16 protein-coding genes are annotated in these 19592 nt (G+C 41.4%); 13 read left to right on the top strand and 3 right to left on the bottom strand.

Annotated features, from left to right (window positions below):
- Nucleotides 1-39: 39 nt before the first annotated feature.
- Nucleotides 40-930 (bottom strand): AraC family transcriptional regulator, encoded by an 891-nt coding sequence (locus tag IGI89_RS02285; protein WP_005232009.1) that lies wholly within the window; start codon nucleotides 928-930, stop codon nucleotides 40-42.
- A 122-nt stretch (nucleotides 931-1052) separates the two neighbouring features.
- Here IGI89_RS02285 and IGI89_RS02280 point away from each other — a divergent pair, with 122 nt between their 5' ends.
- Together IGI89_RS02280 and IGI89_RS02275 are read left to right on the top strand one after the other, a co-directional pair.
- Entirely contained in the window at nucleotides 1053-2678 is a 1626-nt protein-coding gene (locus IGI89_RS02280) for a glycoside hydrolase family 43 protein (RefSeq protein WP_430619318.1), read from the top strand.
- A 17-nt stretch (nucleotides 2679-2695) separates the two neighbouring features.
- Nucleotides 2696-4111: a PTS mannitol transporter subunit IICB gene (locus IGI89_RS02275; protein WP_430619319.1), complete on the top strand. Its 1416-nt coding sequence runs from the start codon at nucleotides 2696-2698 to the stop codon at nucleotides 4109-4111.
- Between the two features lie 209 nt (nucleotides 4112-4320).
- Here the strand turns inward: IGI89_RS02275 and IGI89_RS02270 are convergent, their stop codons facing one another.
- Nucleotides 4321-4896 carry a recombinase family protein gene (locus IGI89_RS02270; protein ID WP_139960435.1) on the bottom strand — a complete coding sequence of 192 codons (576 nt, stop codon included), beginning with the start codon at nucleotides 4894-4896 and terminating at the stop codon, nucleotides 4321-4323.
- A gap of 180 nt (nucleotides 4897-5076) precedes the next feature.
- Between IGI89_RS02270 and IGI89_RS02265 the strand changes: the two genes are divergently transcribed.
- Nucleotides 5077-6567, top strand: a complete 1491-nt coding sequence (locus IGI89_RS02265; RefSeq protein WP_086299113.1) for a helix-turn-helix domain-containing protein — start codon at nucleotides 5077-5079, stop codon at nucleotides 6565-6567.
- 196 nt (nucleotides 6568-6763) lie between these two features.
- Here the strand turns inward: IGI89_RS02265 and IGI89_RS02260 are convergent, their stop codons facing one another.
- Nucleotides 6764-6967 carry a hypothetical protein gene (locus IGI89_RS02260; RefSeq protein ID WP_005232004.1) on the bottom strand — a complete coding sequence of 68 codons (204 nt, stop codon included), beginning with the start codon at nucleotides 6965-6967 and terminating at the stop codon, nucleotides 6764-6766.
- A gap of 661 nt (nucleotides 6968-7628) precedes the next feature.
- Between IGI89_RS02260 and IGI89_RS02255 the strand changes: the two genes are divergently transcribed.
- The 10 genes from IGI89_RS02255 (at nucleotide 7629) to IGI89_RS02210 (ending at nucleotide 19583) form a co-directional block, all read left to right on the top strand.
- Nucleotides 7629-11237, top strand: a complete 3609-nt coding sequence (locus IGI89_RS02255; RefSeq protein ID WP_438735261.1) for an immunoglobulin-like domain-containing protein — start codon at nucleotides 7629-7631, stop codon at nucleotides 11235-11237.
- A gap of 76 nt (nucleotides 11238-11313) precedes the next feature.
- Entirely contained in the window at nucleotides 11314-11808 is a 495-nt protein-coding gene (locus IGI89_RS02250; RefSeq protein WP_008377972.1) for a hypothetical protein, read from the top strand.
- Nucleotides 11805-13058, top strand: a complete 1254-nt coding sequence (locus tag IGI89_RS02245; protein WP_438735259.1) for a nucleotide sugar dehydrogenase — start codon at nucleotides 11805-11807, stop codon at nucleotides 13056-13058. Before IGI89_RS02250 ends, IGI89_RS02245 begins: the two co-directional genes overlap by 4 nt.
- 40 nt (nucleotides 13059-13098) lie before the next feature.
- Entirely contained in the window at nucleotides 13099-13833 is a 735-nt protein-coding gene (locus IGI89_RS02240; RefSeq protein ID WP_086316894.1) for a YveK family protein, read from the top strand.
- The gene (locus tag IGI89_RS02235; RefSeq protein ID WP_008377979.1) at nucleotides 13833-14474 is read left to right on the top strand and encodes a CpsD/CapB family tyrosine-protein kinase; all 642 of its coding nucleotides are present in this window, start codon (nucleotides 13833-13835) and stop codon (nucleotides 14472-14474) included. The genes IGI89_RS02240 and IGI89_RS02235 overlap by 1 nt, the downstream gene beginning before the upstream one ends.
- A 13-nt stretch (nucleotides 14475-14487) precedes the next feature.
- Nucleotides 14488-15135 carry a sugar transferase gene (locus tag IGI89_RS02230; RefSeq protein ID WP_042890094.1) on the top strand — a complete coding sequence of 216 codons (648 nt, stop codon included), beginning with the start codon at nucleotides 14488-14490 and terminating at the stop codon, nucleotides 15133-15135.
- Entirely contained in the window at nucleotides 15135-15881 is a 747-nt protein-coding gene (locus IGI89_RS02225; protein WP_008377984.1) for a WecB/TagA/CpsF family glycosyltransferase, read from the top strand. Before IGI89_RS02230 ends, IGI89_RS02225 begins: the two co-directional genes overlap by 1 nt.
- Complete coding sequence (locus tag IGI89_RS02220; RefSeq protein WP_008377986.1) at nucleotides 15878-17131, top strand: O-antigen ligase family protein; 1254 nt, start codon at nucleotides 15878-15880, stop codon at nucleotides 17129-17131. Before IGI89_RS02225 ends, IGI89_RS02220 begins: the two co-directional genes overlap by 4 nt.
- 8 nt (nucleotides 17132-17139) lie before the next feature.
- Nucleotides 17140-18555 carry a lipopolysaccharide biosynthesis protein gene (locus IGI89_RS02215; RefSeq protein WP_438735255.1) on the top strand — a complete coding sequence of 472 codons (1416 nt, stop codon included), beginning with the start codon at nucleotides 17140-17142 and terminating at the stop codon, nucleotides 18553-18555.
- A complete protein-coding gene (locus tag IGI89_RS02210; protein WP_438735253.1) occupies nucleotides 18552-19583 on the top strand; it encodes a glycosyltransferase family 4 protein in 1032 nt (343 codons plus the stop codon). Before IGI89_RS02215 ends, IGI89_RS02210 begins: the two co-directional genes overlap by 4 nt.
- Nucleotides 19584-19592 lie beyond the last annotated feature (9 nt).

Below are 19592 nucleotides of genomic sequence, written 5' to 3'. Positions count from 1 at the left end.
TGCTGTTACGCTATTCCTTATTTGTTAGTAACAAATGATTCAGGATACAAAATTGGCAATATTCGTTTTGCGATAGCTGTTTGGTGAAACGCCTACCCAATTTTTGAATTGTCGACTAAAGTGTGCGGGGTGCGAATAGCCAAGTCTTTCCGAGATACTTTCTATCGTAATATCAGGGATAGTTAACAGTCGTTTGGCTTCTTTTAATTTAAGTGAGTCCAAATAATTTTTTGGTGAAATACCGTAAATTTTTTTAAAAGCTTCAAGACCATAACTTGGAGACACATTCGCTTCAGCATAAATTTTTTTAATCAAGATATCGATCTTTTCAGTATTTTTTCTTTCAAAAAAGTGATGAAAATTGTGATTGATAACTTCTGCAATACTTCTAGCGATACTAAGCGTTTGAATGTTGGCATTTTTTTTAGGATCCAGTTCAGTGAATCTTATAAGTTCAAAAATCAGTTTTGTTAAAATTTGAATGGTTAAGATTTTATCAGAAAGTGAAAAACTAGGTGCTTTATCATAGAGATCGATCCATTCATTGATGATTACTTGGAGTGTAGTGTTCTCAGCTGTGTTTTTTTCGAAGATCAAGGGAATATTCTTCATTAGTACATAGCGTAAAACGGGTTCATCGATATCGAAATGTGCGGTAAAGTAGCGTAAGCCATTTTCTGAGTAACAGGCATTTAAGTGGAGCATACCCGGAGGGATAATCAAGATATCTCCTGCATCCAATAAATACTCCTTTTGGTTGATCGTGGTTTTCTGCTTCCCAGATAAAATAAGTAGGATTTCAAAAGCATTATGAGAGTCTAAGTAGCTAGTCCAGCCATAAGGAACTTTTTGTGTATGCGCAGAAAAGAAACGGACACTAGTATCTAAATTCGGTAGAAACGCTAGATGATTATATAAGCTCTTTTTCATAGTTTGATCTCCGTGGTTTTTGGTAAGTTTAACGTGGTAAAAACCATTTCTAAATTTATTAATAAAAGTATACTTTAGATAGGAACTGAATGAAAGTGGTTTCAAAAAAAGGGGATGATTTTATGATTCAAAATCCAATATTAAAAGGCTTTAACCCAGATCCATCAATTTGTAAAAGGGGGGATACTTATTATATTGCCACATCGACATTCGAGTGGTTTCCCGGTGTACAGATATACGAGTCGAAAGATTTAAAGAACTGGCGTTTACTTGTTCGTCCGTTAAATAGAATAAGTCAGCTGGATATGGTTGGTGTTCCAGATAGTGGTGGCGTCTGGGCTCCTTGTTTGACATACGAAGACGGAAAATTTTGGTTGGTGTATTCAATTATGCGTGAACACCGTGCCTTTAAAGATGTCCGCAACTATTTAGTAACCGCTGATGATATAGAAGGTCCATGGAGTGAACCAATCTTTCTAAATGCGAGTGGTTTTGATCCATCGCTTTTCCACGATAATGACGGGAAAAAGTATCTATTGAATATGATCTATGATTTTAGAAATGATCATCCTTGGAATTACGGAATCGCTATTCAGGAATTTGATGAGGGAAAAGAACAATTGGTAGGAAAACCAGAAATTATTTTTAAAGGAACCCATTTAGAGAAAACAGAGGGGCCACATATTTATTTTATCAATGGTTATTATTATCTTTTCACAGCGGAGGGAGGATCCCAGTGGGGGCATTCAGTTACTGTGGCCCGCTCGAAATCATTGTATGGACCGTATGAAGTACACCCTGATAATCCTATCCTGACCGCTTGGTATTCTCCCGAAAATGATTTGCAAAAAACGGGACATGCGTCATTAATTAAAACGGATAGTGAGGAATGGTATATCGCATACTTAGCAAGCCGTCCAATTAAACGAAAAGGAAAAGGCTTATTTGAAGAAAGAGGATTTTGTACCTTAGGGCGTGAATCGGCATTAGCAAAAATTGAATGGACACCAGACGATTGGCCGATCGTGACTGGTGGAAAAGTTGCGCAAAAGTATGTACCCAAACCAAACTTACCAGAGTGCCCTTGGTCCAGCAAACCTAAAAAGAATTATTTCGCTTCGGGGATTCCTTCTGAGTTTCAAACCCTAAGAATTCCGTTTAGCCAAAAAATGGGGCAGATAACAAAGAAAGGATTGATTTTATACGGACAGGAATCCTTGTATTCAGTTTTCGAACAATCCTTACTTGCCCGTAGATTTGAATCTGTAAATTTTATAGCTGAAACGGCGGTTGATTTTTCCCCTTCGTATTTTCAACAAAGTGCTGGTTTGGTCTGTTACTACAACAGTAAGAATTGGACCTCACTACAGGTAACGGCTAACGAGCAATTAGGGAAAGTTTTGACAATTTTAAAATGTGAAGGAGCAAAACTTAGTTGGCCCTTGAGAGTTCCGATCGTTTTAACTGAAGAAGGGAATGTGTATCTGAGAGTTAAGGTCAATGCTCGTTTTTATCAGTTTTTTTATTCATTGGATAGGAAGAATTGGAAAGAACTTTCTTTCATGTTTGATACTTACAAACTTTCAGATGATTACATTGCAAAACCATTCTTGGGACCTACAGGAAGTGCATTTACGGGTGCTTTTGTAGGCGTTCACTGCAATGATTTAACAGGGATGAGGCAAGAAGCTACTTTTGAATATTTTAGTTATCAAGATATAGCGGAAGACGAAGTCACTAAAAATTAAGGATAGAGGAGAAGAAGATGAATAGGACAAATATGGTGTCAAGTGCTGGGATCCGGGTAAAACTGCAAAAAATGGGCTCATTTTTAAGCGGTATGATCATGCCGAACATACTAGCTTTTATAGCTTGGGGACTATTAGCGGCATTGTTTATTCCCACGGGTTGGCTTCCTAATGAAAAATTTAATGAAATCGTGCCACCTACGCTAAACTATTTGCTACCATTGCTGGTAGCGTATACAGGTGGGAAACAAGTGTATGGCACTCGAGGGGCAGTAGTAGCCTCAATGGTGACTATGGGGTTGATCGTAGGTGCTGATGTTACGATGTTTTTAGGCGCAATGATAGTAGGACCGAGTACTGCCTGGGGGATGAAAAAAATCGATTCCCTTTATGAAGAAAAGGTAAAAACTGGGTTTGAAATGCTTGTTAAAAACTTTAGTGGGGGCATTTATGCTGCTATTTTGACAGTTATTGGCTATGTATTAGTAGGTCCAATATTCAATACATTGAACTATATGATGACTGATGCAGTCAATGTACTCGTTGAAAACCATCTTTTGCCCTTAGTAAGCATCTTTATGGAGCCAGCAAAAGTCTTGTTTTTGAACAATGCCATTAACTTTGGTGTTTTTGCACCAATCGGTTTAGAGCAAGTAGCTGAAAATGGTCGTTCCATGATGTTTGCAATTGATAATCCAGGTGTTGGGCTAGGTATTTTGTTATCATATATGGTTTTTGGAAAAGGAACAGCTAAGAAAACCGCTCCTGGGGCCATCGTTATCCATTTTTTTGGAGGAATAGCAGAAATTTTCTTTCCTTATGTACTGATGAATCCGTTATTGCTGATTCCAGCTATATTAGGAGGAATGAGTGGCGTTGCAACACTAATGATTACTGGAGCAGGAATGATTTCCCCAGCTTCGCCCGGCTCTATCTTTGCCTTCATGGCTGTGACTCCTCGGGGGAGCCACTTTGGTATTTTATTGGCAATCACTGTTGCAACTGCGGTCACATTTATTGGTGCTTCCCTTGTTCATAAATTAACAAATCGAACGTCGGATAAGAACAATGAAGAATTTCTCCTAGCAGAAGAAAAGACCAAGGAAATGAAGCGAAAAGGGAAAATTAGCAAAGATTTTTCAATTAAAAAAATTATATTTGCTTGTGATGCAGGAATGGGCTCTTCAGCAATGGGGGCAGCGATTGTTAGAAAAAAAGTTCAAGAACTAGGTTATGATATTGAGGTTACAAATGTTGCTATTCGTGATTTATCAGCAGATGAAACGTCATTAGTGATTACTCAAAAAGAGCTTCAAGAAAGAGCAAAAAAAGCTGCACCGTCTGCGCATTTTCAGTCAGTAGATGAGTTTTTGAATAGCGAGCGATACGATGAGATTCTCGCTGATTTAAGACAATCATCACCTTTGGACTAACGAATGTGAAAGCCTATGATCATAACGATAAAGAGTACGATCATTTAACAATTTTCATTCCAAATAAAGGAAAGAACAATAAATAATCGAAAAAATCACAGGAAGAGTTAGGAGATAGTTCTCTTCCTGTGATTTTTTGCTACCCATATTTAAATAAATTTTCTGATCTACCCTGATTTTGAACTAAAAATCTAGAAGAACCTATTCCTTCAAGAAACGATCTCTTCTTTTTCCAGACTAAGATAACGATAAAAAGTTGATCGTTTTAACCCTGTTTGGGCACAGATATCCACAACGGTTTTTCCTTCTTTTTGATAAAGGTTCAATGCGTGTTGGATCAGTCCAGGATCGATTCGTGGGCGACCACCGATATTTCCTCTAGCACGAGCGGATTCTAAGCCTTCTTTGGTCCGTTCGACGATGATGTCTCGTTCGAATTGGCTAAAGGCTTGGAAAACAGTCATCATCAATTTCCCTTGTGGGGTTTGCGTATCAAAATTTTCTTTGATACTGATAAGCTTTACTCCTTTTTTTTCAAAAAAGTAGACAAGATCAATGAGATCTTTGGTACTTCTTCCTAGTCGCGAGAAACTTTCAATGATGATTTTATCGTTTTCTTTCACTCGTTTTTTTAATTTATTTAATTCAGGACGATTCGCACGAACACCACTGATCTTTTCCGTATAAATTTTATTGCACTCATACCGGTCAAGTAAATCTAACTGACGCGAGAGATCCTGTTGTCTTGTGGAGACACGTGCGTACCCATAAACCATATTTGTCATACGAATTCCTCCAGTTGCACAAAAATAAGTCTACATAGAGAATACCTTGTTTGTTCACTTAAGTACACATTCAAGAAGCTTCTTAATGTGAATTTGGGAAATAGGAAGGTTTTTTTATGCACCTAAATATTGTACTATAGTAAAGACACTAGTCGGTGAGGAAGAAACACGGAGGGGAAAATGAGAGAATTGCAGTTAAATTTTATGCTAAATAAGACGACCGTTCGCTGGCTTCAAATGTTAAATACTTTTGAGCGAGAACGGACTTGTTCCATCGCAAGTTTAGCAAACAAACTTGATGTGACCCAACGGACGATCAGCTCGGATATCAAAGAATTGAAAACCTATCTACAAGAGGCAGCCGAATTTTCGCTTGTAGCCAATGGCTATCATTTTAGGGAAACGAATCCGAAAAAATACTTGTCCCAAAAAAAGGAGCTTGTTGCAGAAGAAGGAATGTATCAAATCGTGGAAGCCATTTTCCACGGTGAATTCTGTTCGGTTGAAGAGTGGGCGCAGCGCTTGTATGTATCAGAAAGTACGATGCGTCGTTATTTGAATACTGCTTCTGTGACGTTGCGAAAGTATCATGTGGAGTGGATCTTGCAACCGGTTAATTTGAGTGGCTCCGAAGCCAATATTCGCAAGTTCTTTAAAGATTTTTATTATGAATCAGATGTCACCCCTCATACGCTCTTGCCCCCCAAAGAACTGATTGCACTAGTCAGTGATGTTTTCTCAGAAATTCCCGCAGAGCTGGTGAATACAGGCGTTTCTCCGAGTGATTTTTATTATAGTTTGTATATTGCGATCAAGCGTTACCAATTGGGAAAGACGGTTCAGATTCCTCAATCGTTGGCAAAAATCATCGAAACCCATGAGGCATTTGCCGTAATGAATGACTTAGCACCTAAAATCGAAGCGCTATACCGAGTAAGACTGCCGCAACAAGAAATTATGTGGCTTTATTTAGTGACCGTGATGAAACGGACTTTAACCGAGCCTGAAAAAGAGCAGCAATTCGTTGCATCGTTTGGACTGTATCCTGAACTCGAAGAACTGAGTCAGCGCTTCGTTCAAGAATGGGGCATTTCCTTTCAAGAGCCCCAACGGGTCAAGACGATGATCCACGCCTTTTTCCTGTCAAAGAAAATCAATGAGCAACTGGCGCCCGTTTTAAATCACTTGCTAACAGAAGTGAAAAATGAAGCGCAGAAGCATCGTTCTGCCGCTTATCAAAGGAATCTGGCATTTATGAAGCAGCACCAAGCGATTCTTGGGATCAAGCAGGAGTATCTGGTAGATATTTGTGCGGCACTGACCCTTTACAGTGAAGCAATCAGGGAGCTCTATGCTCAAAAAGTCAGACGGATCGCATTGATAATAGAAGGCGATCTCTATGCCTGTCACACGATTCGTGCGCGCTTTTTGCGTTATGTCGGCAATGATCATCTGGTATTTTTTCCAAAAATCAATGAATTGACGACCGATTATTTGAAGGGAAATGCCATTGATCTTGTGGTTACAAATTATAGCGAATATTTATCAGAGTTCATCTTATCGACAGATTATCTTTTGCTCAAAGCAATCCCCGATTATCAAGATTGGCAAAGAGTGATTGAAAAAATCGATCCTCAGTTAGGGCAAGCGTTAAACGCTCCCACAGCCTAATATACGTGTTGAAAAAGAGCATGACGAGGACATGTGTGGATAAATCAAAGAGAAAAGCCGCAACCGTTGCGATCGACGGTTGCGGCTTTTATTCGTTCATCTAATAAAAAAGGGAGTTATCTGAAAATAGGCCCACTGTTCCTGAATACCAAAAGATTGGGTTATTTTGGTGAAAGAACAGCCTACGTTGAAACAGTTAGTTGGCATTTACTAGTTTATCAAAAATTGCTTCAAAGGTTTTGAACGTATCACTATCTAACTGACAAAGCCATAAAAGGTAGCTTTTTTCTTTGAATGTCCATTCGATCGAAGGGTAAGAGGCAATCAAGGCATGGTATTTCTCTCGTTGTTCACTGGTAGCTAATAACCACCGCTTCTCAAAAATCTTTTTCTCTTCCATTTTTATCTATCCCCCATAAAGAAACGTTGCCTGAAACTTCACTAACGGGCAACGTAAATCTAATGATATGCAGATCTATGTTTAGTATACCAAAGAAAAATGAATTTTTTTAGAAGATGTGTAAAATTACATACAATTTCTTTTATTTTGCTTTTTTTGGGACCTTTTTTGAAGAAAAGAAGCGTTCTGTTGAAAGGAACTGTTGTTAAAAATGTTTGTGATAATACTAAGAATTAGTAGGCAGAAACCTTGTATCCATCGTATTGAGTCAAGTGGTTACAGGTAATAACAAAAATGGACGATCCTTTTTAAATGATAAGGAATCGTCTTTTTTTTATAACACTTTTTTTTGCACAAACTTTTAAAATGCCTTATTTAAAAAGAAAATGAAAATCAATTTATTCATACAGGTTTGCAAATCTTGATTTATCGATTGATGATCAACCATGGTAAATTTAATCTCGTTAAAAACGATAAAATTTCGTCAAAAAAGCATTATTTTATAGCTCTAATTTAGGTTTTTAGAGAGTTTGTATCGAATAGGTTGTTCCGATAAGAGCTATAACTGATTTTTTTCGAGGGAGTAAGAAAGGGTGACTGATAAAAACGTGAAATGAATCTTTAAAGTACAAGAGAAAGAATAGAGAAAAAGGAGTTACTTATGAATAACAAATTTAGTAAAAAAGTCACAGGTTTATTGTTGATTAGTCATTTAACTTTATCGGCGTTGCCAATAAATGCGATGGCGACAGAAAAAACTGATAATTCTTCAGGAGTGACACAAGAGAGAATAGAAGCTCCAAATTTATTATCAGATAGTGAAGCAACTCAAAGCACAGAAAATGACCATACAGCAACCAATGAGCAAGCAGTTCAGGAAACAGAGGGTTCTCCTACTGAAAGTGAAGAAGCTCAAACAGAAGTTTCTACTGAGAACTCTTCAGAAAATAATGAAGTCGCAGAAAATGATGAACAAGCGGATGCACCAAATGAAGAAACCTCAGAAAGTAATTCTAACGAATCATCAGAAGACGCTGCTGAAACCCGTTCAACAAGGGCAAGTGTCCAAGTAACATCTGATGCTGAATTACGGACAGCGTTAGCCAATGCGACGGTTACACAAATCAGCTTAGCCAATAACATCACGATGACCAGTAGTGTGACATGGACAGGGACGACCAAAACGATTGAAGGTAATGGTCATACGTTAACCTTCGGGAATAATGTTCGGTTGTATGGAAATACGGTAAATCAAGGATTAAGTATCAGAAATGTGAGAATCGTGGCTCATGCAACAAATACGATCTATCAAAATAGAACGTCCAGTGTTTCCTTCACAAACGTTACTCATGAAAATAGTCATGCAACGGGGCGCTTACTCTATTTAGCCGCTAGCAATTCTTCAGCTAATTTCTTTGGCGAAAACCGATTAAATGCAGGTTCCTTGATTTGGGCTACTTCGAATGTCCGAATGAATATCGGCAGTGGTGCTTCTGTAGTTGCAAATAACAATGGAACAGCTCGTGCGATTTATCTTGCAAGTGGTGGTCGAATTGATTTAGGTGAAGGCAGTTTATTAGACGTTACTCAAAACAATCCTTCAAATACAGCAAAAGCAGTCTTGATCGAAGGAAGTGCCTCAAGCGTAGTAGTTAATTCGAATGCAACGTTTAAGATCACAAGTGCGCCAAATACGCAAAAAACACAAGAAGCATTGGGGTTGCGAGGTGCTTTGACCGTATTATCTGGGGGAACACTGGATGTCGTGGGAAGAAGCACGTATTCAACGGTAAACGTTGGACAATCAAGCACTTTCCACGAAGGATCAAATGTTCGAATCCAAAACAATCATACGAATGGAACCGCAATTGGGTCCTATCCAGGAACAACGAACTACACGATCCACTCATCGACAGGAATGCAAACTTGGAGAAGATCAGCTGATTTTTCAGGAGAGCCCAGCTTTAATTATCCAGAGTTTAGACAAGGTTCTTTCTCACTAAATACTTATACGAACAAACAAGTTACTTCGCGGATTGAATCCAATGACTCAATCTTCAACGCAACATTCAATAGTTCTCAAATCGGAAAAATCGCTTTTGGTGACTTTGTGGATACCGCAACGATTCAACAAACGACCATTGACGACTTAACCACAAGCTCAACGCACATTACGGGGCGAGCTGAGCCAAATGCCGATTTAGCAGTCACTATTGAAGGACAAGGAAGTTTAACGGGACGCGTTGCAAGTGATGGAACTTATCAATTTGCGATTCCGAACGCACCATTAGCAGTTGGAACAAAAGTGACTGTTACCGCAACGTCCAATGGTATTCAATCGGTTGCAGAAACAGTTGTAGAGGATAGTGAAAAAGAAACGATTGCCGAAACAACGATTTCCGAGCTAAATACTGACTCCACAAGTGTGACGGGAACGGCTGAGCCGAATGCTGAGATTACGATCAAAGCCGGTGACACGATCATTGCGAATGGACGAGTGGGTAGTGATGGCATCTATGCATTGACGATTGAGAAACAACAAGCTGGTACGGTAGTTACCGCCCAAGCAACCTTAAATGGCATTTCATCAAATATTGCAGAAACCATGGTTGATCGAGCAACGATCGCCGAAACAACATTGAATGAGGTGACAACCACATCCACTACCGTTAGCGGAACAGCCGAACCAGATGCACATGTGGAAATTACTATAGGCGATTCTGAAACGAAAAATGCCACTGTTGACAGTGATGGCAATTTTGAAGTAGAGATTGATCCGCAAGCAGCGGGAACAATTATTACTGCTCAAGCAAGCATCGATGGATTGCAATCAAATATTGCTTCAACGATCGTTGTCACTGATCCAGCAAACACCGAAGGCACGATTACACCAGCAAGCTACAATGTTTCTTCGGCCGATCAGTTCCTGAGAGGGTCGTATACCGGTGATGTTGTATCTGCCCGTGTGTATGTAAATGGATCATCCGTTCGTGGTGGGAATTTTGCTGATGGTTCGTTTGAATTCTTTATCGGCAATCGCATCCAATCCGTAGATGATGTCGTAGAAATCGAAGCCTTGGATCAATATGGCAAAGTACTTGATCGGACAACCGTTGAATTAACTAGAGATTTGGCTGGTTCGATCACACCGGATCAATATCGAGTTGGTGAAACCATGATTACAGGGACCTTTACGGGTGATGTCAACTTTGCACGTTTAGTGATCAATGGCACGCCTTCTAATGCATGGGGTGGTACCTTCAATGCCGATGGCACCTTCTCGTTTTATGTAGCGAACCTTGGGATCAAAGCGGGCGACAAAGTTGAGATCCAAGCGTTGAATCGTCAAATCAATGGCAACACGGAAGCCATCGAAGTGCTAGAAACCAAAGAAGTAACAGTGATTGATCAACTTCAAGGGACGATCACACCAGATAAATACAATTACACTGATACCACGATTACGGGAACCTTTACGGGGGATATCAATTTTGCCAACTTGGTGATTGATGGACAATCGGTAGGTAACTGGGGTGGTACCTTCAATAAAGAGACGGGTCGCTTTGAATTCTTTGTTCACGCACAATTTAGAGACCAGATCAGAACAGCAGCGAAAGTTGAATTACAAACTTACCATCGTGAAACAGTCGATGGACAAACGATTGATCATAAGCTGGTGTTGCAGCCGGTAGAAATTGTCAAAGCAACAGGTTCGATTCAACCAGCAGCCTTCAAAGTGACAGAGAGTGAAATTACCGGAACCTTTACTGGTAATGTGAATTTCGCCAACTTGATCGTTGATGGGCGTTCAGTTTCATGGGGTGGTACCTTTAACACAACAGACCAAACCTTTACTTACTTTGTCAATCAAGATACACGTAATTTAATTCGCGATGCGGAAACAGTTGAATTGGTTGCTTACCATCGGGAGGTTGTTAATGGCCGTCCAGTGGACACCGAATTGGATCGCAGTGTAGTCACTATCGATAAAGAATTTATTGGTACGATTACACCAGACCCATACAAGCTGGGTGACAGAACCATTACGGGAACCTATACAGGAGATGACATCAACTTTGGACGACTTGAAATTGATGGCATGATTCTGTGGGTAAGTGGTTTTGCGGATGGCACGTTTACCGCTTATTTGAACCAAGAACAAGCCAACAGCGTGACGAAAGACAGCAAGATGACGATCCATGCATTGCATCGCTTTGCTGACTTAAGCACACGAGAAATCGCACAAGCAACCGTTTCGATCACAGAATAAGAAACAAAAACTATGAGAGACCCTTGTACCTTGCCTGTTGCAAGGGGCTCTTCATTGATAGAAAGAGAGAAAGCAAATGAACATGAAGAAAAAAATCGTTAGCCTCTTTAGCCTTGCCCTCATGGGGAGTTTTTTAGCGGCTTGCTCGACGGATGACCAAGCAAAGACGGATACTACCCAAGGCAGCGAACCAATCGAACAAATCACGGATCAAAGCAATGCCGAGCCGCAATCGATCATTGGTGGATTAAAGATCATCATCGACAAACAAGAAATCAATCAAAAGAAAACAGAAGATGGGGAACAAGTATTACATACATTTACCATCACAGCAGAAAATATGGGGTCAGTTGCCGCTGGATTAGGTTCGATTGATTTTCTTTTAGAAACTGAAGAGGGAGAATTTCTTGAACTTGATCATACCATGGCGATGTTTGGCAATGAGATCGCTGTAGGTGAAACCATCACTGGACAAGTTTCCTTTGCTTTAGAAGAAGGACAAGTGGCGAAAAAACTGATTTATAAACCCGGTGAAGAACAATTAGCAGAATGGGATGTTAAGAGCGAATGAAGGTAAACGTTATTGGATTGGGGTATATCGGGCTGCCCACAGCACTTACTTTTGCAAACCATGGGATTGAAGTCGTTGGGGTTGATGTGTCAGAAACAGTCGTTCAATCACTTCAAGCAGGTCAGGCACCAATCGAAGAACCCGACATTGATCGCTATCTAGCACAAGCTTTAGCGAAAAAGACATTCAATGCACAGTTGGTTCCAGAAAAAGCGGATGTCTTTATTATTGCCGTACCAACGCCAAATATCGCCGATCAATTTGGTAGTTGCGACTTGTCCTACGTGAAAGCGGCGATGGCTGCTATCTTACCCTATCTTGAAAAAGGCAACACAGTCATTGTTGAATCGACCATTCAACCCCGCACGATGGAAGACATCGTTGGACCATTTTTTGAAAAAGCAGGTTATACCATTGGAGAAGATCTCTATTTGTTGCATTGCCCAGAGCGAGTTTTGCCAGGGAAAATCTTTGAAGAGCTGGTGATGAACAATCGAATCATTGGTGGCATGACGAGCGCTTGCACCCAACAAGGCAAACGCATTTATAAGACCTTCGTCAAAGGAAACGTGCTGGAGACTTCTGCAAGTATCGCTGAGCTATCGAAATTGATGGAAAACACCTATCGCGACTTGAACATTGCACTAGCCAATGAATTGGTCCAAATTGGGGATCGCCTAAACATTGATGCACTCCAAGTGATTGAGTTAGCCAATCAGCATCCACGGGTCAATATCCATCAACCGGGACCTGGTGTCGGCGGTCATTGCTTAGCAGTCGATCCGTATTTTGTTGTCGCGGCAGCACCTGATGACGCGAAGTTAATTCAATTGGGGCGGATGATCAATACAGAGATGCCTGAATTCATTATAAAAAAAGTCGAAGAGATCTTAGCGATTCATGGTGGAAACAAAATCGCGGTCCTAGGGTTGGCGTATAAGGGCAACATTGACGATGCCAGAGAAAGTCCGGCTGTTGAGATCGCCAAAAGATTGAAACAAAAGAAAGCTCTGCAAGTCACTATCTATGATCCTTATGTCGCCACTTCTGATGTTGCACAAATTGAAGCAGCACTAACAGACAGTGATCTGGCATTGATCCTCTGTGACCATGATGCCTTTAAAGACATAGCGCCGGCAGCCATTCAAGCGATGAAACAAAAAATCGTTTTTGACACGAAAAATATTGTGACAGGTAAAACGAGGTTCGAGGCTGCCTATTCTCTTGGGTCATTACCAAGCGCCCAGTAAATGGTTTGATTGCTATTTCTGTTATTGAAAGGGAAAACCAATGAATAAAGAAATAAATATGAAAAAATTGAAGCAAGTCCTTCAGCAACGAATAGGCTGGATCCTCATGATCATTAGTATTCCCTTACTAGCGATGTTGCTTTATCTAACCCTGTTTGCTGAACCCATTTATCAAAAAAGTGCACAGTTGCTGATTAGTCAGTCAGAAACGATAGCTGGCAATCGTCTGGAAAACCAGACGATTCAGGCAGACCTTCAACTCGTCAGTACCTATAGCACCATCATCATGAGTCCTCGCATCTTAAATGAAGTCAGTGAGGCGCTAGAGGAAAGCTACGATGTGTCTGAATTGTCGGAGATTTTGAGTGTTACCAATGCCACCAACTCGCAGATCATCGAAATCAACGCTTACCATCAAAGTCCGAAGATCGCAGCCGAAATCGCCAATACGACCGCCAGCGTTTTTAGTGAAGAGATCCCTAAAATCATGAACATTGATAATGTCACGATCTTAGCAGAAGGAACCGTTTTGCCACAAGAAACGCCTGCTCGTCCAAACAAGTTTTTGTTGTACAGTTTGACCACTTTTTTAAGTCTTCTTTTCGCTTTTACGTATGTGTTCCTCCTGTTGGTTTTTGAGCGCAGTTTTGCTTCGAATACGGAAATCGAAGAGGTCTTAGGGGTAAAGGTCATCGGAGAGATAAGCAAAGAAAAACGAGTTGCTTCGTTTAAAACCATCCAGTCGAGAAGCTTTAGAGGAAGGAAGCGTGTGTGATGCGTAGCATGAAGGAAAATTATTCCATCATCAGCGAACAAGTCAAGTTGATTCGCGAAAATGTCGACTATTTATGCCAACAACAAGATGCTCAAACGATTTTGATTACTTCAGGAGAAAGCGGTACGGGAAAATCCACGGTCTCGGCAAATTTGGCGGTCGCCTATGCCCAAAAAGGGAACCGAACCTTATTGATCGATGCGGATCTGCGTAAACCCACCCAACATTATTTGTTTTCACAAGAAATGCACGTGGGCTTGTCCAACTATATCCGACGGGACATCTCGATCGAAAGCTGTGTCCAACAAGTGATTTTAGAAGATTGCGAATTTTCAATCATCACTAGTGGAGCCATTATGTCAAACCCTAATGATCTGCTCGCTTCTTCGAAAATGACCGCAGCCTTGCAAGAGGTCAAACAACTATACGATGTGGTCATTATTGATACGCCACCAGTCAATGTCGTTTCGGATGCCTTGATCCTAGCCAAGAAAGTCGACGGTGTACTTTTAGTCGTTCATGCGGATAAAACGAACAAACAATCCGCAAAAAATGCCGTCAAAAAGCTACGCCTAGTTAACGCAAACATCTTAGGTGTCGTTGCGAATGGCACGGACACGGGTGAAAATTACTATTATTAAGGAGGGGAACTTTGTGGAAAGACCCGCTTTAGACAAGCAGTCAAGGGTTCAAGCGACTAGCTATTTACGTTGGAAACGCACGATAGAAGCTATCTTTAGCTTGGGCTTATTAGTCGTCCTTAGCCCGCTGTTACTGCTGATTTGTATAGGGATCAAATTTTCTAACTGGCAGGCACCGATTATTTTTAAGCAAGTTCGTGTTGGCAAAAATGAGGCCACGTTTGTGATGTACAAATTTCGAACGATGGTGCCTGATGCCGATCAATTATTAGGGCGATACCTTGATAAAAACGAAATTGAAGGGGCCATGTTCAAGCTGAAGAAAGATCCGCGAGTGACGCGCTTAGGCCGTTTTTTAAGAAAAACGAGTCTTGATGAACTGCCCCAATTGATCAATGTCTTGAAAGGGGAGATGGCACTGGTCGGCCCCCGTCCTCCTTTAGAAAGAGAAGTCGTCAGTTATTCAGAAAAAGACAAGCAACGATTGTGTGTCACACCCGGGTGCACAGGGTTGTGGCAAGTCAGTGGACGAAACGAATTGAGCTTTCAAGAGATGGTCGCATTGGATCTCTATTACATCAATAACCTGAGCTGGTTATTGGACTTGAAAATAATTATGAAAACGATTGGCGTTGTTTTCTTACCCAAAGGAGCATTCTAATGGAGCAACAAGTACGTGTATCACTTTTAGGCAGCAATCTCGATTCCTTAAACTTTCAGGAAACCATTACTAAGATCGAGGCAATGATCGAACAGGGGATGCCCGCACAGCATGTTTCAATTAACGCGGGAAAAATAAACTTGATGCGAAAAGATCCCTCGTTGCGATCGATCGTCAATCGGGCAGCTTTGATCACGGCTGATGGGCAGTCGATTGTCTGGGCAGCGAAATATTTAGGGTGCCCGGTACCAGAAAGGGTAACAGGCATCGATCTTTTTCGCGAGCTGGTCAAATTGGCAGCAGAAAAAGGCTGGCGTCCTTATTATTTAGGAGCAACTGCCGAAGTCGTAGAAGCCGTCGTCAAACATGACCAACAGCTCTATCCCGACCTGAACATAGCGGGTTTTCACCATGGCTATTTTTCCGAAGTCGAATCATTGGACGTGGCAAAAGAGATTGCACGGACGCAACCAGACTTGCTGTTTGTCGCTTTTTCTAGCCCGCAAAAAGAGATTTGGCTCGATACATTCAGCGAAGTGTTGCAAGTGCCATTTGCGATGGGCGTTGGCGGCAGCTTTGATATCGTCGCAGGCAAAACCAAACGAGCGCCTTTGTGGATGCAGCGGGCAGGTTTGGAATGGTTTTATCGCTTTGCGCAAGAGCCAGTCAGGATGTTTGATCGCTATATCATAGGAAATTTACGCTTTTTACAGTATGTGTGGGGAGAAAAAAGAAGAAACGCATGAAATCAAAACAGCAAAGCCATCACCGCTTCTTCCTGGGGATTGTGGCCATTTTTCCGATAATCGACGTCTTAAACGGCTTATTTCTAAGTCTGGGCATTCCTTTTCCCATTGGCGTGTTCTACCGTTTGCTGTTCTTTTTGTTCTTAGTGATTATGATCGTGACAGAAAAGATTCCCCATAGCTACTATACATATTTAACGTATGGTTTTATCGCTGTGACGCTTACGATTTTTCTGTTACAAGCACTTTTTCTAGGGTACAGCTGGCAGTGGGTGATCGAGGATCTATCGGTGTATATCAAATACCTCTTATGGGTACTGATTCCTTATTATGTCTATCAACGAAAAAACGACTTCTCCAAACTGCACTACGACAGCTTGTTTATTGTTATCAGTGTCTGCTTCACCTTGGGGCTACTGATTCCTTATTTTTTAGGGCTAGGCTACCAAACTTATGACAATTCTGATGCTGGGTATAAAGGCTATTTCTTTGCCAATAATGATACGAGCTTTGCCTTTATTGTTTCAATCACCTTTACAGTCCAGGCACTAATTGTTTCGATCAAAGAACAGACCCATAAGTTTTCACTGTTTTTGGCTAGTTTATTCGCTGGAAATTTCGTCTGTTTGGTCTTGGTCGGTACGAAAACCGGCGTGTTTTATGGTGTCGGTGTGTTGTTCTATCTTTTAATCCGATTGGTGCTAGGCATTGAACGTAAAGCATTTCTGCAACAATTGTTTATCTGGTTTATGAGTTTTATTACGATTGCTTGGCTGCTTATTCAAGGACTACCATTGCTGATCCAAGCCGTCGAAGGAACCTATCTTCGCATGGTGTATTTTTATCATCTTTTCGACGGGGACTTGATCCGGCTATTTTCTAGTTCAAGAAGTGATTTTTTGATTGGTGGGATGAACGCCTTCTTAAATGATGAGGCCCGACACTTTACCATGATCTTTGGCCAAGGCTTTGAATACCGTTTGGCACACTTTGGTCGTCTTGGCTTAATTGAAATGGACTTCTTCGACACCCTTTTCGGGCAAGGCCTACTGGGAATAGCGTTATTGCTGCTAATGCTCGCCTATTTTGTCTATTTGGCCTTTCAGCCACGAAAACGATCGGTTTATAGTTTTGCCTTGATCGTGGTGCTTTTTTATAGTTTTTTTGCCGGGCATGTTTTGTATTCGGCATTGTCTTCCACCTTTTTAGGATTGATTTGTGGAGGCATTATTTTAACAGAGAAAGAGTGAACAACTGATTGAAAAAATTACTTTTGAGGCTGGGCTTTTTCTCCCTCGGTTCGTTAGGTTCGGCGGTCTTAAACTTGGTGCTTTTGCCCGTAACGACCAGCTTTTTGACACCCGAAGAATATGGGAAGACCAGTATGTTTTTCCTTGCACAGACCTTTTTGATATACGTGATCTATCTCGGTTTCGACCAAGCCTTTACGAGGGAATACCATGACCACGAAAACAAACGCGAGTTATTGCAACAAGCGATGCTCGTCCCGTTGCTCGGTTCATTTTTCTTTCAGCTGATCCTAGTGGTTTTTGCGGCAGATTTTTCGCAGCTTTTATTTGAATCTCCACAGTACACCCGTGCGATTTATTTATTTGCTCTTTCGTCGGGACTGCTGATTTTTGAACGGTTTCTTTTGTTAACGGTTCGAATGCAAAACAAAGCGATCCAGTTCTCCGTTTACAGTATTTTGGTGAAATTAATGGTCTTGTTCATCACGTTGCTGTTTCTCTTTTTTGGTCCGCCGACGTTTATTACGGTGGTCTATGGCATGCTCTTCGGTCAGATTATCGGTGATTGTCTGTTGATTCTGGCAAACCTGGCGCTTTTTATGCCGCTCATTCGCCAAATCGATCGCAACCTGATCAAAAAGCTGAGTCGTTTTGGCTTGCCGACGGTGGTGGGAACGTTCCTCTATAGCCTGTTAATGATTATCGACAAAATGATGCTGCGCTATTTTGCTGATTTTGCCGCTTTGGGCATCTACACGGCTGCATTCAAAGTGGCAAGTGCCTTGATGATTCTACAAGTTAGTTTTGCCAATTTTTGGATTCCCACCTCCTATGAATGGTTCAAAAAAGGCAAACCATTGATTTATTACGAACGAGTCAGTCACTTTATCATGTTCGTCTTGTCGATTTTCTTTTTACTGATGGTCTTTTTCAAAGAAACGATCGTCATCTTATTGTCGCAAGACTACTTAGAGGCCCAGTACTTGTTTCCCTTGTTATGTTTTTATCCCTTGATGATGACGATCAGTGAAACGACCAATCTCGGGATCGTTTTTTATAAGAAAAGTCATTTGAATATTGCTGCCTCTTTGCTGGCGGTCTTAGCCGCATCCCTTGGTCATCTCCTACTCGTACCGACAATTGGCGCCACAGGAGCGGCTTGTGCTACGGCATTAGGGTACTTGGTCTTCTTTTTTGCCCGTACATATTTTTCGATGACCTATTGGCAGGGGTTCTCAGTCAAACGCCAAATCAGCCTTTCGATCATGCTGTATTGCTTTGCGCTGTTTACGGCATTCAATCGGACTCTTTGGCTGGAAAAGAGCCTCGTTTTGCTGCTGATGCTCTTCGTCGTTGTTCTTTATCGCAAGGAACTAAAGCAGGTAACTAGATTTGTACAAGAAAGGAAAATCAACAAAGCATGAATATCTTACTTATCGGTCCAGATCCAGCAGCAAAAGGGGGGATCGCAACGGTCATTCATAATTTCCAAAAAGCAAAAGCGCCAGAGGACGTGCGTTTCGTCGTCCATAAGACTTGGTCGGAAAAAGGAAAATATTGGACGCAGATCAAAGCGTTTCTTACGTTTCGTCGGCACATCAAAAAAGAAAGGTGCCAGATCCTTCATTTCCACGTTGCGCAAAAGGGCAGTTTCTATCGCAAGAGTTTGCTGTTGTTGCTAGCACCAAAACATTGCAAGACGATTTTTCATATGCATGCTTCGCAATTTGACCAGTTTTATCAAAACAGTCCTTCGTGGGCAAAGTGGTGGGTCCGTTTTACCTTAGCTCGGGTGGATCAGCTCGTAGTGCTAAGTAGTAGCTGGTCAGCATTTTACCAAACGATTACCGATACCTCAATCGAGGTCTTGCCAAATGCCGTAGCGGTGCCGGAGGAATCCTTTTATGACCCCACCGCAAAATGGATCATCACTCTTGGCAGGATCGGGCAAAGAAAAGGCAGTTTTGATCTGTTGGCAGTTGCAAAAGCAATGGCTGTTTCCTTTCCCGAGATTCGCTTTATGTTATTTGGCGATCAAGAAAATCAACAGGTTGCCCAACAGCTCCAAGAAGAGGCTCTCACCAATGTGTTCTTAAATGAGTGGGTAGCAACCGATGCGTTACCAGCTGTTTTTCGTAAGGCAGCCATCCATTTTCTCCCTTCTTATCACGAAGGCTTGCCGATGGCGATCTTAGAAACCATGGCGGCAGGTATCCCCAATGTAACGACGAAGGTTGGGGGAATCCCAGAGTTGATCCAATCGGGTGAAAACGGCTACCTAGTATCTGCCGGTGATATTCAAGCAATGATCGAGACGTTGAGCGGTCTGTTAGCTAACGAGGAAGAACGAATCAAAAGCAGCCAACAAGCCAGAGCAACGATTGAGCAACAGTATGCCTTAACGTCGTATATGAAGCGCTGGCAGAAGATTTACAAAAAGCAACTTGATTAATGCTCAAAT

It is taken from the genome of Enterococcus sp. AZ141, assembly GCF_051714385.1.
GTDB classification, from domain to species: domain Bacteria; phylum Bacillota; class Bacilli; order Lactobacillales; family Enterococcaceae; genus Enterococcus_D; species Enterococcus_D entomosocium.
The sequence above is the reverse complement of the archived record's forward strand: the minus strand, read 5'-3'. Positions and strand labels throughout refer to the sequence as shown.

Coding starts and splice junctions, on each gene's coding strand:
- IGI89_RS02285 (WP_005232009.1), bottom strand. CDS start 930: ATGAAAAAGAGCTTATATAATCATCTAGCGTTTCTACCGAATTTAGAT.
- IGI89_RS02280 (WP_430619318.1), top strand. CDS start 1,053: ATGATTCAAAATCCAATATTAAAAGGCTTTAACCCAGATCCATCAATT.
- IGI89_RS02275 (WP_430619319.1), top strand. CDS start 2,696: ATGAATAGGACAAATATGGTGTCAAGTGCTGGGATCCGGGTAAAACTG.
- IGI89_RS02270 (WP_139960435.1), bottom strand. CDS start 4,896: ATGACAAATATGGTTTATGGGTACGCACGTGTCTCCACAAGACAACAG.
- IGI89_RS02265 (WP_086299113.1), top strand. CDS start 5,077: ATGAGAGAATTGCAGTTAAATTTTATGCTAAATAAGACGACCGTTCGC.
- IGI89_RS02260 (WP_005232004.1), bottom strand. CDS start 6,967: ATGGAAGAGAAAAAGATTTTTGAGAAGCGGTGGTTATTAGCTACCAGT.
- IGI89_RS02255 (WP_438735261.1), top strand. CDS start 7,629: ATGAATAACAAATTTAGTAAAAAAGTCACAGGTTTATTGTTGATTAGT.
- IGI89_RS02250 (WP_008377972.1), top strand. CDS start 11,314: ATGAACATGAAGAAAAAAATCGTTAGCCTCTTTAGCCTTGCCCTCATG.
- IGI89_RS02245 (WP_438735259.1), top strand. CDS start 11,805: ATGAAGGTAAACGTTATTGGATTGGGGTATATCGGGCTGCCCACAGCA.
- IGI89_RS02240 (WP_086316894.1), top strand. CDS start 13,099: ATGAATAAAGAAATAAATATGAAAAAATTGAAGCAAGTCCTTCAGCAA.
- IGI89_RS02235 (WP_008377979.1), top strand. CDS start 13,833: ATGCGTAGCATGAAGGAAAATTATTCCATCATCAGCGAACAAGTCAAG.
- IGI89_RS02225 (WP_008377984.1), top strand. CDS start 15,135: ATGGAGCAACAAGTACGTGTATCACTTTTAGGCAGCAATCTCGATTCC.
- IGI89_RS02220 (WP_008377986.1), top strand. CDS start 15,878: ATGAAATCAAAACAGCAAAGCCATCACCGCTTCTTCCTGGGGATTGTG.
- IGI89_RS02210 (WP_438735253.1), top strand. CDS start 18,552: ATGAATATCTTACTTATCGGTCCAGATCCAGCAGCAAAAGGGGGGATC.